Origin of the sequence: Devosia sp. UYZn731 (genome assembly GCF_040546795.1) — a bacterium.
Classification (GTDB): domain Bacteria; phylum Pseudomonadota; class Alphaproteobacteria; order Rhizobiales; family Devosiaceae; genus Devosia.
The window spans coordinates 169,040-182,661 of record NZ_JBEPOL010000003.1; the positions used below are offsets into that span (position 1 = coordinate 169,040).

A 13,622-nucleotide genomic window follows, 5' to 3' on the forward strand; every position below is an offset into this window, starting at 1 on the left:
TTGTAACATTGGGGGGCTAGAAGTCTCGAACCATTCCAAACTGTAGCGGCGCTCGCCGCGTAACAGCGAGGCCCTATGCCGGTTCGACCCCGTCCCCTATCTCCCCACCTGCAGATTTACCGCTGGACCATCACGATGACGATGTCGATCGTGCATCGGGCCACGGGCATCGCCAACTATGTCGGCACGGCGTTCCTGATCATCTGGCTCGCTGCGGCGGCCTTTGGGCAGGGGCCGCTCGATGTGGTTAACATGGTCTATGGCAGCTGGTTCGGCCAGCTGGTGTTGTTCCTCTACACCTGGAGCCTGGTACATCACATGCTGGGCGGCATCCGCCATTTCATCTGGGATTTCATCCAGGGGATGGAGCCGGGACAGCGCGAAATGCTGGCCTGGGCCAATCTGGTGCTGTCGGTGGTGCTGACGCTGGCGATCTGGACCATTTTCGTGTGGGTGGCATAATGCGCGAACAGATCATCACCCGCGACATCATCGCCAATCCCAAGAGCAAATACGGCGACGCCAAAGCCTCGACGCGCCACTTCATCATCCAGCGCACGACCGGGGCGATCAATATCGTCTTCCTGATCCTGCTGCTCTATGTGGTGATGAAACTGGCCGGGTCGGACCGGGCCAATATGGTGGCAACCATCGGGAATGGCTGGATCGGCATTCCGCTGGCGGTGCTGTTGGTGATCGCCACGATCCACATGCGCAATGGCATGCGCGACGTGCTCGAAGATTACTTCGCCGGGCGCGTCTACAGCCTTATCATGATGCTCAATACCATGTTTTGCATCATCATCGCGGTGGCGGGTGTCGCCTCGATCCTCAAACTGGTCTTCTGGGGTTAGCGCCGTGGCTTCTGCTTACGAAATCATCGATCATGAATTCGATGTCGTAGTCGTGGGGGCTGGCGGCGCCGGCCTGCGCGCCACGCTGGGCATGGCCGAGCAGGGGTTCAATACCGCCTGCATCACCAAGGTGTTTCCCACCCGCTCGCACACCGTGGCGGCGCAGGGCGGCATCGCGGCGTCCCTGCAGAATATGGGCCCCGACAGCTGGCAGTGGCACATGTACGATACCGTCAAGGGATCGGACTGGCTGGGCGATAACGACGCCATGGAATATCTGGTGCGTGAGGCACCGGCCGCCATTTATGAGCTGGAACATTACGGGGTGCCGTTCTCGCGCACCGAAGATGGCAAGATTTACCAGCGCCCGTTCGGCGGCCACATGACCGAATATGGCGATGGCCCACCGGTGCAGCGCACCTGCGCCGCCGCCGATCGCACCGGCCACGCGATTCTGCACACGCTCTATGGCCAGAGCCTGCGCCACAATGCGCAGTTCTATATCGAATATTTCGCGCTCGATCTGATCATGGGCGACAACGGCGCCTGCGAAGGCGTGATGGCCTGGAAGCTGGACGACGGCACGCTGCACCGTTTCCGCGCCAAGACCACGGTGTTGGCGACCGGCGGCTATGGCCGCTCGTATTTTTCCGCGACCTCGGCCCATACCTGCACCGGCGACGGCAATGGCATGGTGGCGCGGGCCGGCCTGCCGCTGCAGGACATGGAATTCGTGCAGTTCCATCCCACAGGGATTTACGGCGCGGGCGTGCTGATTACCGAAGGCGCGCGTGGCGAAGGCGGTTACCTCACCAATTCGGAGGGCGAACGCTTCATGGAGCGCTATGCGCCCAACGCCAAGGACCTGGCGTCGCGCGATGTCGTCAGCCGCTGCATGACGCTGGAAATCCGCGAGGGGCGCGGCGTGGGGCCGAAGAAGGACCACATCTATCTGCACCTCGATCATCTCGATCCGAAAGTGCTGCATGAGCGGCTGCCGGGCATCACCGAGAGCGCCAAGATTTTCGCCGGCGTCGACCTGACGCGCGAGCCGATCCCGGTGCTGCCGACGGTGCATTACAATATGGGCGGCATCCCGGCCAATTATCATGGCGAAGTGCTGAACCCGACGCCGGAAAACCCCGATGCCGTCGTCCCCGGCCTGATGGCAGTCGGCGAAGCGGCCTGCGCCTCGGTGCATGGCGCCAACCGGCTGGGCTCCAATTCGCTGACCGATCTCGTGGTGTTCGGCCGTGCCGCAGCTCTGCGGGCCGGCGACGTGATGGATCGGGCAGCGCCGATACCGGCGATCAACCCATCGCAGGACGAGAAAATCCTGGCGCGGTTTGATCGATTGCGCAACGCCAATGGCAGCAAACCGACAGCGGTTTTGCGCGACGCCATGCAGCACACCATGCAGGAAGACGCCGCCGTGTTCCGCACGTCGCAGTCGCTGCAATCGGGCGTCAAGCGGATGACCGAGATTTATGGCCAGTTGCCAGACGTGAGGGTTTCCGATCGTTCGCTGATCTGGAATTCGGACCTGGTGGAAACGCTGGAGCTCGAAAACCTGATGGCCAACGCAATGGTCACCGTCGTGAGCGCCGAAGCGCGGCACGAAAGCCGCGGCGCCCACGCGCATGAGGATTTCCCCAGCCGCGACGACGTCAACTGGCGCAAGCATACGCTGAGCTGGATCGATACCGATACCGGCGCGGTCACGCTTGGCTACCGGCCGGTGCATGTCGATCCGCTGACGCCGGAAAGCGAAGGCGGGATTGATCTCAAGAAGATCGCGCCGAAGGCGCGGGTGTACTGAGCCATGACCGCGGCCGGCGCAGAGCTGTTGGCTTCGACCACCTCGCTGTGGGACTGGCGGCTCCGGGTCGCCAACCTGTTTGCGCAGGTGCGGGCGGAGCCCGATCCGTTCACAGCCTGGCAGTTGTGGAAGACTACCAAAGCGGACCTGTTTGCCCATCACGCGCAGACCCCATTGGAGCCAGGCGCGCCGCTGCCGATCTATTTTGATTATGACCCGGCGCTGCGGTTGGCGGTTGAACTGGGCGAGCCCGAGACCGATGAGCCGCTGTTCCTGTCGGCCGGCGCGGATGGCGAGGCGGCGCTGACGCCGTTTGCGACGACGGGCGGCTTGGCCGAACGCTTCGGTGGCGAATTGACGCTCTATTGGCTGGGTGGCTATGGCGGTGGGGTCTTCCTACCGTTCCGCGACGGCACTTCGGGCCACGAGACCTATGGCGGCGGCCGCTACCTGATCGACTCGATCAAGAGCGCCGATCTCGGCACCGACGCCGATGGCCGCATCATTCTCGACTTCAATTTCGCCTATAACCCGTCGTGCTATTATTCGCCGCGCTGGGTCTGCCCGCTGGCGCCAAGGAATAACTGGCTCACCGCGTCGGCGCGCGGCGGGGAAATGGCGGTGGGGCATTGATGGCCGGGACCACGCCAGACCCCAGCTATTCCGGCGTGCCCCTCGCCCAGAAGTTGGGGCTCAAGGATGGGCAGCGGGTGTTGTTTATCAGCCTACCGCCGGAGCTCAACGATTTGCGCATGTCCCGCCATTTTGTCGAAATGGCGCAGGCGGGGTGGGCGAGTTTTACCGATGGCGATCCGGGATATGACGTGATCCATGGGTTTACGACCTCGCGTCAGCAATTGGAGACGGCCGCGAAACCATTGCTGGATAGTGTCGACCGCGCCGGGGCGATCTGGGTGAGCTGGCCGAAAAAGGCAAGCAAGGTGCCCACCGACATCACCGAGGACACGATCCGCGAGGTGATGCTGCCGATCGGGCTGGTGGACGTGAAGGTTTGTGCGGTCGACGCAATCTGGTCGGGCCTGAAATTGGTGATCCGGAAGGAATTGAGATGAAGACGGCGTTGGTTATTGGGCTGTTGCTGGCGGGCCTGGGCGCGAGTTCAGCGATAGCGGCGCCGCCGACTGCGGAGCAGAAGGCCGAGTTTCACGCTACCTGCATGGGCATCGCGCAGAATGAGACGCTGTGCTCCTGCAAGGCCGAGGCAACCGACAAGCTGATTGATAGCGACTTCATGACGGTGGTCATCGCCTCCATGGGTGGCAAGACGCTCGATCCGAAATATGCCGTCCGCTACAACGACTACGTCGCGCACAGCAACCAGATCTGCAAGCCGAACTACTGAGTTTCAGGACTAGGGAATACCGAGATGGTCGAGCTGCTGCTCCCCAAGAATTCGCGGCCCGCAAAGGGCAAGACCTGGCCCAAGCCGGCCGGCGCCAAGCGGCTGCGCGAATATCACATCTATCGCTACAATCCCGACAGCGACGACAATCCGCGCATCGATACCTATTTCGTCGATCTGGATGATTGCGGGCCGATGATTTTGGACGGCCTGCTTTGGATCAAGAACAAGGTCGATGCGACGCTGACGCTGCGTCGTTCGTGCCGCGAGGGCATTTGCGGCTCGTGTTCGATGAACATCAACGGGCTCAATACGCTGGCCTGTACCAAGGGCATGGATGACAGCTCGGGACCGATCAAGATCTACCCGTTGCCGCATATGCCGGTGGTCAAGGACCTGATCCCGGACCTGTCGAACTTTTACGCCCAGCATCGCGCGATCGAGCCCTGGCTCAAGACCACGACGCCGGCGCCGGACAAGGAATGGACGCAGAGCGTGCCCGAGCGGGCCAAGCTCGACGGGCTTTACGAGTGCATCCTCTGCGCCTGCTGCTCGACCTCGTGCCCGAGCTATTGGTGGAATGGGGAGAAGTATCTGGGACCCGCGGCGCTGTTGCAGGCCTATCGCTGGCTGATCGATTCGCGCGACCAGAGCCAGACCGAGCGGTTGGATGACCTCGAAGATCCGTTCAAGCTCTATCGCTGCCACACCATCATGAACTGCGCCAAGGTCTGCCCCAAGGGGCTGAACCCGGCGAAGGCGATTGCCGAGATCAAGAAGATGATGGTCGAACGCCGGGCCGCTTGATCCTCACGCCATGCCGGCCTGCGAACTGTGCTCTTCTGCGCTTCCGGTGCTCACCTACTTAAGGACGCTCCGCTCCGGTTCTCGAAGAGCCCAGTTTTCGCTGGCGCGGACTTTCGGTTCGACTCAGCCTGACTTGAGCGGCTGCGATGATATCTCGTGATGGGTTCCGGCCTTCGCGGAATGACACCGTGGGTGGGGCACCGGGCAGGCCGTTTCCATAGCGGCAGCGACAAACACAAACGGCGGGACCCAGGTCCCGCCGTTTGTCGTTTTCAGATCGGCCCGGCTTAGTCGATCAGGATGACCGTGCCGGCTTCATAGGCTTTCTTGCAGTCGTCGCGGTCGTGGCGCAGGTCGCCGTCGAGCAGGGTCGAGGCCGTGCCCGGGCCCTGGAAGCGTGGGTCGTCGCACTGGTCGTCATTAGCGTATTCGGAGGTATTGTCGCCGAAGTTGATGCCCTTGCTGTCATAGGGGGCGCCGGCAAGATAGGCGGGATCGTAGACCGGGATGATGCTCAGGGCGCCCGATTCCACCATGGTGCGGCAATCGGTGGCGTCGTTGGAGACGTCTTCCTCAAGCAGCTTCTTGTCCATGCCGGTGCCGACAAAGCGCTTGTCGTCGCATTCGCCGTCATTGGCATATTTGGAATTGTCGGTGCCGTAATCGAACGCAGCGGCCTCGTTGGTCTCGCCGGCCTTCATGGTCGCGGTGCCCGCGGTGACGGCAGCCTGACAATCGGTGGCGTCGTGCATACGGTTTTCGACAACCGGTTCGCTGGCAACGCCAGTGCCCTCGAAGCGCGGATCGTCGCATTCCTGGTCATTGTTATATTCGCCGGAATCGTCGCCAAAGACGATGTCGCCGCTGGCAACAACCGGAACGGCGGTGCCGTCGCTCTTCAGCGTCACGGTGCCGGCGGTGAAGGCGGCCTTGCAGTCGGTGGCGTCGTGCAGCTTATCTTCATCGAGCAGCTGGCTGGCTGCGCCCGTGCCGGTAAAGCGCGGATCGTCGCATTCGCCATCCTTGGACCACTGGCTGCTGTCGTCGCCGAAATCGACATCGGTAGTGGCGACTGGAGTCGTGGTGCCGGTGTCCTTGAGGGTGATGGTGCCCTTGGCGAAGGCGGCGCTGCAATCGGTGGCGTCCTTGCGGATGGCGCTGTCATCCATTTCGGAGGCCATGCCGGTGCCGTCAAAGCGCGAGTCGTCGCACTCGCCGTCCTTGCTCCACTCGCTGCTATCGTCGCCGAAGTCGATGTCGGTATTGTTGATGTCGACCGGGGTGTCGGCGGTGGTGGTGCCGGTATCCTTGAGGGTAATAGTGCCCTTCTCATAGGCGGCCTTGCAATCGGTGGCGTCTTTCATCAGGTCGGCATCGACCAGTTCGCTGGCCGAACCGGTACCCTGGAAGCGCGGATCGTCGCACTCGCCGTCCTTGTTCCATTCGCTGGTGTCGTCGCCGAAATTGATGGCGTCGATCGGGGTGGCGATGGCGATATCGGCCGGGGCCGTACCGGTGTCCTTGAGAGTGATGGTGCCCTTGGCAAAGGCGGCGCTACAGTCGGTGGCATCCTTGCGGATGGCGCTGTCGTCCATCTCGGTGGCCATGCCGGTGCCGGTAAAACGCGAGTCGTCGCATTCGGTGTCCTTGGGCCACTGGCCGCTGTCGTCACCGAAATCGACGTCACCGGTTGTGGCAGTAGCGGCCGGTGGTGCCGGCGCGCCGATCTTTTGTGCAAAGGCCGGCAGTGCCAGACCTGTCGACAGGACAAGCCCTGCCAAGGTGCATGCCAGCAGCTTACTGGTGATGATCATCAAGTGCGTTCTCCCAAAGGTCTGTCCACAAGGCCTGGCTGCACATTACAGCGGCTTTGCGGCGCTCAAAAGCCTTGTCCCAAAGTTTTAGACTTGGCGGTTTCTTTCTCGGCGCTCTGCATGGCTGAACATTACTGAACCGAGGATGACTAAGGCAGTTCCCACGGCATGGAAGACCGTAAATGGTTCCGATAGAAACACCACCGCGAAGGCAATTGTAACGATCGGGCCAAAGGCCGCGGTCGAGGAATTGGCCCGCGGACCGATCCGCGCAATGGCGGCATTCATCAGGAATGAGGGGAGCACGGTGGCGAATACGCCCGAGCCCAGGCCATAGACCCACACCATGTGCGGCAGATGAACGAAGGCATCGGGCCCACCGATGACCATGCTCTGGGCGATGGCGAGAAGCGCGGCGGTCGACATGCCGATACAGGTGAACAGCCCGGCGCCCATTTGGCGCATGCGGCCCTTGGCGAACAATTGGTAGAACGCGAAGGTGACGGCGGCGGTCAGCACCAGCAGGGTGCCGTGCAGCAAGCCATCGGGCTGGTCGAGAAAGCTCCAGCCGAAGATCAGCACTATGCCCCCATAGGCCACCAGCATACCGGGCACGATGCGCCAATCGAATTTTTCGCGGAAGAACAGCGCGCCGAACAGCACCACGAAGAACGGATAGGTGAACAGCACCAGCCGGCCATATTGGGCGGTGATGTAGTTCAGCGCGGCGAAATCGAGGTAGCTGGAAACGTAATAGCCCAGGATGCCGGTGGCCATGGCGGGCAGCACCAGCCTCGGCGTCAGCTTGGTCTTCAATTCAGGCTGGCGACGCAGCAGCACGAAAAAGATGACCACATAGACCGGCAGCGCCACCAGCATGCGCAAGGCGAGCAGGGTTTCGGTCGGCGCGCCCTCGGCATAAGCGAGCTTGATCAGGATCGATTTTGACGAGAACAGGATCGCTCCGCCCATGGCGAAGGCATAGCCCAGAGGATCGGCGGCGCTGGCGGCGGAGGGGACTGCGGCAGGCGATGACATTGTGTGAAGTCCTGGAAGGACCCGCCTGTAGCACACCGGAGCGCCACGAGGGCGGGCCGGTGAACATGATCGCTTAGGTCGTCAGCGCTCGGTCCGGGCCCGAAGGGTGCCAGAAAGCCAGATCGTAAGGAGGAGATTGGCGGTCGAGTGCATGCCAGCTTGGTAGCATTGCGGGCCAGCGGCTGTAAAGCCAATAGGATGCTAATCAATTCAGCCGCGGGGATGAGCCTTGCGGTAGCTGTCGAGCAGCCGGTCGGTATCGACGGCGGTATAGATTTGCGTGGTCGAGAGCGAGGCGTGGCCGAGCAGTTCCTGAATGGCACGCAGGTCGCCGCCCCGGCTGAGCAGATGGGTGGCGAAGGAATGGCGTAGCGCATGCGGGGTGGCCGAAGGCGGCAGGCCGAGGGCGCCGCGCAATTGAGCGACACGAAGCTGGATCAGGCGGGGCGACAGCACACCGCCCTTGATGCCGCGAAACAGCGGCTCTTCGGGCCAGAGCTTGAACGGGCAGATTTCCAGATAGGTATCGATGGAACGGCGCACGGCGTCGATCAGCGGCACGAGGCGGATTTTGCCGCCCTTGCCGGTGACGCGCAGCGCCGTGTCCTCAAGATCGCCGCGGGTGATGGCGAGCGCTTCGGAAATGCGCAGGCCCGCGCCGTAGCACAGCGACAGCACCGCCATGTCGCGGGCGGCGACCCAGGGGCGCTCTTCCAGTTCGGCCGTGGTGGTTATGGTGCTGCGCGCCTCGATCACCGTCAGGGCCTTGGGCAGCGAGCGGGCCAGTTTTGGGGTACGAATGATGTTGAGCGCTTCGGTGGTGACGACGCCTTCACGCTCGAGGAAGCGGAAAAAGGATTTGAGCGCCGATAGCACCCGCGCCAGTGAGCGCGAGCCGAGACTGTCATTACGGCGCTGGGCCATGAAGGCGCGGATGTCGGCGCCGCGAAGTTCGCGGAAGGTTGCGAGGGTGACGGGGCCGCCGGTATGAGCGCTGAGGAAGGTCAGGAACTGATCGAGATCGCGGGAATAGGCCTCGAGCGTATTGTCGGCGAGGCGGCGCACCGAGCCAAGGTCGCGCTGCCACAGATTGATCTGGGCGCGAACGGTTTCATCGGTGGCGAAGGCAGAATCGGCCATGGCCAACAGTCTCGGCGCAGGTGGTAAAGCGTTGTTTAACGCCATAATGGCTTTATACAGGAGACAAGAGAACGTGGAGCACAACCCATCATGCTGCGATCATCATGGCGATGTGGCGCCGGGCTGGCGCTCATGCTGGGCTGCGCTCCCGCGCTGGCGCAGGATATCAGCAACGATACGCTGGATCAGCGCGTGGTCTTTTCGGCCAGCATCGGCGCCATGAACCTAAGGGCCAATGAGTTCGTGTTCGACGGCAATCACACGCTGAGCCAGTTGACCTGGCAAAGCACAGCGCCGGTTTTGCGCAGTGGCGCCGATGTGCAACTCAGTAATGGTTTCACGCTCAAGGCCGAGGGCGCGCTGGCGCTATCGGGCAGTTCCTACATGCAAGACTATGACTGGCGCGACTATGACGGCGCCGGTCCTTTCGTGCCCGGGGATGGGCCCGATGACTGGACCGACCGAAGCCAGCATCCAGATACACAACTGGACTATTTCGCCAGCGGCAGCGCGGCTTTGGGCTACGATCTGGTGCGAGGCGAGACTGGCTCGATCAACCTCAATGGCGGGCTGCAATATAGCGACGTGCAATGGACGGCATCCGGCGGCAGCGCGCTCTACAGCACCGGCGGGTTTCGCAATAACAGCTTCAATATTCCGGCGGGGCCGGTGGTCACCTATCGCCAACAATTGCCCTCGGTCTTTGCAGGCGTCGACGGGCAGATGGACAGCGGCAGGCTGCATTTGGGCGGTATGTTGCGCGCCGGGGTGACGGTGTTCGGTCGCTCGGCCGACGAGCATTGGCAGCGCGACCTACGGTTTTCCGATGCACTCTATATTGGCCCCACGCTGGCAATCGGCGCCAATGCGGCGTTCGATCTAGGCCCCACGTCGCAGCTGTTCGTCGCGGCGCGCTATAACCAGGTTTTCACCACCAAGGCCACCAGCGATGTGCGCGATACCAGCACCGGCGCGGTACTGTTCTATGGCAGCAATAGCGGGGGGCTGGACCTGCGCACCATCGACGTCACCGCGGGCCTGAAGGCCAGCTTTTAGGGCGCCCTTCACCGCCCTCGGGGCACGAACTCGCGGTCCCGGCTCGGTTGCAGGCCCAGATCGGCATAGAGCCAAGTTGGCAGGGGCTGGGGCTTGCGCTGGTAGTGCAGCGCCGAGAGCAGCAGCTGGTAAAGGCTGGCGCGTTCGGCGATGGCGACGAGGTCGTTGTGGGCTGGCAGACGATCGGTCATGTCGGTCATGACATCCTCCTTGGCTTGGAGAATGAGCATGCGCCCGGCTGCTGTCAGGGCCTGTCAGCAGGTCTGCGGCGACGAGCATTGCGGCGAAAACTAGCTCTCGCTTCTCGGGCGCGCTGCTTTCTGTAGCCAATTTGCACCACTGCGCGCCGGGATGCGCCCAGGCGGCTACACGGCGGCGTGACAGACCTTTCATGGGGCAGAAGCGCGCGATACAGGGGGAGCATGACGCGTTTCCTCAGCATTTTGGCCCTGATCATGGCACTGGTTGCCCTGAGCGCACCCAGCGTTTCGCTGGGCGCGGGCGTGCGGGGACCGCTATGGACGTCAATTCCCAGCGATAGCGCAGTGTCCGGACCGGCGTCGGATCGGATCGTGGTGGGGTGCCACCTTGTGGGGGGCAAGCGCCTGTTGCCCTGTCATCCTGATCTGGGCGTTATGGTGACGACAGTTTCGACCGTGCGGCCATCGATCGGCCACCACCTCGCACGGGCCATGATGCCCCCGCTGACGGCGGCAACGCCCGAGGCGGAATTGCCGCCGCCCAGGCTGGGCTAAGCCGCAAGTCAGCTTCACCATTTTGTTTTCCGCGGCCGCCCGGCCGCTCATCCGAGTATTGCTATGATCAATGTTTCTCTTGGCCGCCGCCAGTTCCTGGCGAGCGCTGCCAGCCTTTCGGCCCTGGCTTTGGCAGGCTGCGCCACAACCACGCCGCCACGCCTTGTCGAAGTCGTCGAGCCGCGCCACGCCGTGCCGGCCGACGTGGCGATGATGTATGGCCCGCTGGTCGACGAGGGCTATTCCCTGCGCGCCGCCGACATGACGCTGGTTGATCCGCTGTACTGGCGCCAGCAGGTTGTCGATCCGACCGGCGAAAAGCCCGGCACAGTTGTGGTCGATACCGCCAACCGCTTCCTCTACCATGTGGGCGATGCCGGAATGGCAACGCGCTATGGCGTCGGTATCGGCCGCGATGGCTTTGCGTGGGCCGGCCGCGCTCATATCGCCTACAAGAAGAAGTGGCCAACCTGGACGCCGCCATCCGAAATGATCGACCGCCAGCCGGAGCTGGAACAGTACCGGCACGGCATGGAGCCGGGGATCGGCAATCCGCTGGGCGCACGGGCGATGTATATCCATCAGGGCCAGGTCGATACCATCTATCGCATCCACGGCAATCCCGACGAGACCAGCATCGGCAAGGCCGTGTCGAGCGGCTGCGTGCGCCTGCTGCAACAGGATGTCATCCACCTGGCCGATTCGGTGAAAACCGGCTCGATCCTCGTGGTGATGTAGGGGGCGGCTCGCAGAATCACTGCGCAATCCCTATGTTTGCGCAGTGAACAAAGCGGGTACTATGCTGGATCGTCCGGACATTGTGGCAGTGATGGTGGGGGTGGCGGTCGAGGGGCCGTATTCCTATCGCGTGCCGGCGGGCATGGCGGTGACGCGCGGCTCGATCGTCGCGGTGCCGCTGGGGCCGAGGCTGACCTTGGGTGTGGTTTGGGGCCTGCCCAAGGACAATTTTGCCCATAATCGGCTCAAGTACATCGGCTACGCTTACGAAGTGCCGCCACTCAGCGAGGAATTGCTGAAGCTGGTGGAATGGGTGGCGCGCTATACGCTGGCGCCGCCGGGGCAGGTGCTGCGGGCGGTGTTGCGCTCAAGCGAGGCGCTGGACGCACCCAAGCCGGTAGTGGCGTTTCGGCGGACCGGGTTCGAGCCGGACAAGCTGACGCCAGCACGGCTGCGGGTACTCGATGTGCTCAATGACGATATGGCGTGGCCCAAGCCGGCGCTGATTGGCGCGGCCGGGGTTTCGCTCTCGGTCATCGAGGGGCTGGAGCGGGCAGGGGCAGTGGAGCGACTGGAAATGGCGCCGCCGCCGATTGTGTTGCCGCCCGATCCAGACAGCTCGATTGCCACATTGAACGTCGAACAGCAGGTTGCGCTGGAACAAATCACGGCGCTCGACCCGCACGCCTTTGGCGTGGCGCTGCTCGACGGGGTGACCGGGGGCGGCAAAACCGAGGTGTTCTTCGAGGCGGTTGCCGATACGCTGCGGGCCGGGCGGCAAGCGCTGATCCTGCTGCCGGAGATTGCGCTGACGCATACTTTCCTCGAGCGGTTCACCAAACGGTTCGGCACGCGGCCGGCCGAGTGGCATTCGGACATGACGCCGGTGCAGCGCGGCAAAGTGTGGCGCGGGGTGCTGGACGGCACGGTGCGGGCAGTCGTGGGCGCGCGCTCGGCGCTGTTCCTGCCGTTTCGCGAACTAGGCATGCTGGTGCTCGATGAGGAGCATGACGGCGCCTACAAACAGGCGGAGGGCGTCAATTATCATGCGCGCGACATGGCGGTGGTGCGGGCACACCTGGCCAATGCACGGGTGATCCTGTCGTCGGCGACGCCGTCGGTCGAGACGCGCAACAATGCCAATGTGGGGCGTTACGCGCATGTGCTGCTGACCTCGCGCTTTGCCGAGGCGGCGATGCCCAATATCACCACCATCGATATGCGCGTGGACGGGCCGGAAAAGGGGCAGTGGATCGCGCCACAATTGGCGCGCGAAGTGTTTGCGGCGATCGAGCGAGGCGAGCAGGCGCTGCTGTTCCTCAATCGGCGCGGTTACGCCCCGCTGACGCTGTGCCGCGCCTGCGGGCACCAATATCAGTGCCCGGATTGTTCGGCCTGGATGGTGGAGCATCGATTCCGCGGCGTGCTGATGTGCCATCATTGCGGGCATGAAGTGCGCACGCCAAAAGTGTGCGGCAAGTGCGGCGAGCCCGATACGCTGACCGCGGTCGGGCCGGGGATCGAGCGGGTGGCAGAGGAGGCTGCGGCGCGGTTTCCCGATGCGCGGCGGGTCATCCTGTCGTCTGACATGGGCAGCAATGCGCAATTGCGCGACCGATTCGCCGAGATCGAAAAGGGCGAGTTCGACCTGATCATCGGCACGCAACTGGTGTCCAAGGGGCACCATTTCGAAAAGCTGTCGGTCGTTGGCGTGCTCGATGCCGATCTGGGGTTGGCGCATGGCGATCCGCGTGCAGCGGAGAAGACATTTCAGATATTGACCCAGGTGGCTGGCCGGGCCGGCCGGGCCTCACGCACCGGCAAGGCGTTCCTGCAGACCTATCATCCCGACCATCCGGTGATGAAGGCGATGGTCAGCGGTGATCGCGAGGCGTTCTATGCGCACGAACTGATGGCGCGGGAAGCCGGTGGGCTGCCACCGTTCGGGCGGCTGGCCGCGCTGATTGTCTCGGCCAACGAACACGATGCTGCGATGGGGTTCGCCAAGAAACTGCTGTCGGCGGCGCCGATGGCGGATGGGGTCAAACTGTTCGGCCCGGCCGATGCGCCGGTCGCCATGGTGCGCGGGCGGCACCGGGTGCGGCTCCTGGCGCAAAGCGGCAAGGATTTCGATTTGTCGGGGTACGTGCGGTTCTGGCTGGGATCGGCGGAGAGGGTAACGGGCAACCTGCGCGTGCAAGTGGATATCGATCCGATGAGCTTTATGTAATTTCCGTA

15 protein-coding genes are annotated in these 13,622 nt (G+C 63.1%); 11 read left to right on the forward strand and 4 right to left on the reverse strand.

All coding sequences use genetic code 11. The features are described 5' to 3' along the window. Positions 1–75: 75 nt before the first annotated feature. From sdhC to ABIB57_RS08765, 7 genes are read left to right on the forward strand one after another with little or no spacing between them, the layout of a single operon-like run. On the forward strand, positions 76–462 hold the full coding sequence (sdhC, locus tag ABIB57_RS08735) for a succinate dehydrogenase, cytochrome b556 subunit (RefSeq protein ID WP_354040048.1): 387 nt from the start codon (positions 76–78) through the stop codon (positions 460–462). Beyond that, positions 462–854 carry a succinate dehydrogenase, hydrophobic membrane anchor protein gene (gene sdhD, locus ABIB57_RS08740; RefSeq protein WP_354040049.1) on the forward strand — a complete coding sequence of 131 codons (393 nt, stop codon included), beginning with the start codon at positions 462–464 and terminating at the stop codon, positions 852–854. Before sdhC ends, sdhD begins: the two co-directional genes overlap by 1 nt. After that, positions 817–2,673, forward strand: coding sequence for a succinate dehydrogenase flavoprotein subunit (sdhA, locus tag ABIB57_RS08745; RefSeq protein WP_502914362.1), 1,857 nt, complete (start codon positions 817–819; stop codon positions 2,671–2,673). The genes sdhD and sdhA overlap by 38 nt, the downstream gene beginning before the upstream one ends. A 3-nt stretch (positions 2,674–2,676) precedes the next feature. Next, on the forward strand, positions 2,677–3,306 hold the full coding sequence (locus tag ABIB57_RS08750) for a DUF1684 domain-containing protein (protein ID WP_354040053.1): 630 nt from the start codon (positions 2,677–2,679) through the stop codon (positions 3,304–3,306). Continuing rightward, on the forward strand, positions 3,306–3,746 hold the full coding sequence (locus tag ABIB57_RS08755) for a DUF3052 domain-containing protein (RefSeq protein ID WP_354040055.1): 441 nt from the start codon (positions 3,306–3,308) through the stop codon (positions 3,744–3,746). Before ABIB57_RS08750 ends, ABIB57_RS08755 begins: the two co-directional genes overlap by 1 nt. Further along, positions 3,743–4,036, forward strand: a complete 294-nt coding sequence (locus tag ABIB57_RS08760) for a hypothetical protein (protein WP_354040056.1) — start codon at positions 3,743–3,745, stop codon at positions 4,034–4,036. Before ABIB57_RS08755 ends, ABIB57_RS08760 begins: the two co-directional genes overlap by 4 nt. Positions 4,037–4,060: 24 nt before the next feature. Beyond that, the gene (locus ABIB57_RS08765) at positions 4,061–4,843 is read left to right on the forward strand and encodes a succinate dehydrogenase iron-sulfur subunit (protein WP_354040057.1); all 783 of its coding nucleotides are present in this window, start codon (positions 4,061–4,063) and stop codon (positions 4,841–4,843) included. Between the two features lie 287 nt (positions 4,844–5,130). On the opposite strand, the gene ABIB57_RS08770 is transcribed toward ABIB57_RS08765, so the two are convergent. The 3 genes from ABIB57_RS08770 to ABIB57_RS08780 form a co-directional block, all read right to left on the reverse strand. Next, positions 5,131–6,657, reverse strand: a complete 1,527-nt coding sequence (locus ABIB57_RS08770; protein WP_354040058.1) for a hypothetical protein — start codon at positions 6,655–6,657, stop codon at positions 5,131–5,133. A gap of 87 nt (positions 6,658–6,744) precedes the next feature. Further along, positions 6,745–7,695: a DMT family transporter gene (locus ABIB57_RS08775; protein ID WP_354040060.1), complete on the reverse strand. Its 951-nt coding sequence runs from the start codon at positions 7,693–7,695 to the stop codon at positions 6,745–6,747. Positions 7,696–7,905: 210 nt separating this feature from the next. Next, positions 7,906–8,835: a tyrosine recombinase XerC gene (locus ABIB57_RS08780; RefSeq protein ID WP_354040061.1), complete on the reverse strand. Its 930-nt coding sequence runs from the start codon at positions 8,833–8,835 to the stop codon at positions 7,906–7,908. A 90-nt stretch (positions 8,836–8,925) separates the two neighbouring features. Between ABIB57_RS08780 and ABIB57_RS08785 the strand changes: the two genes are divergently transcribed. After that, positions 8,926–9,891 (forward strand): omptin family outer membrane protease, encoded by a 966-nt coding sequence (locus ABIB57_RS08785; protein ID WP_354040063.1) that lies wholly within the window; start codon positions 8,926–8,928, stop codon positions 9,889–9,891. A gap of 8 nt (positions 9,892–9,899) precedes the next feature. Here ABIB57_RS08785 and ABIB57_RS08790 read toward each other — a convergent pair whose 3' ends face one another. Beyond that, the gene (locus ABIB57_RS08790; protein WP_354040065.1) at positions 9,900–10,091 is read right to left on the reverse strand and encodes a hypothetical protein; all 192 of its coding nucleotides are present in this window, start codon (positions 10,089–10,091) and stop codon (positions 9,900–9,902) included. Between the two features lie 222 nt (positions 10,092–10,313). On the opposite strand from ABIB57_RS08790, the gene ABIB57_RS08795 reads away from it, so the two are divergent. From ABIB57_RS08795 to ABIB57_RS08805, 3 genes are all read left to right on the forward strand, one after another. Continuing rightward, positions 10,314–10,646, forward strand: a complete 333-nt coding sequence (locus tag ABIB57_RS08795) for a hypothetical protein (protein ID WP_354040067.1) — start codon at positions 10,314–10,316, stop codon at positions 10,644–10,646. A gap of 63 nt (positions 10,647–10,709) precedes the next feature. Beyond that, a complete protein-coding gene (locus ABIB57_RS08800) occupies positions 10,710–11,384 on the forward strand; it encodes a L,D-transpeptidase (RefSeq protein WP_354040069.1) in 675 nt (224 codons plus the stop codon). Positions 11,385–11,445: 61 nt separating this feature from the next. Beyond that, on the forward strand, positions 11,446–13,614 hold the full coding sequence (locus ABIB57_RS08805; RefSeq protein WP_354040071.1) for a primosomal protein N': 2,169 nt from the start codon (positions 11,446–11,448) through the stop codon (positions 13,612–13,614). Positions 13,615–13,622: the final 8 nt, after the last annotated feature.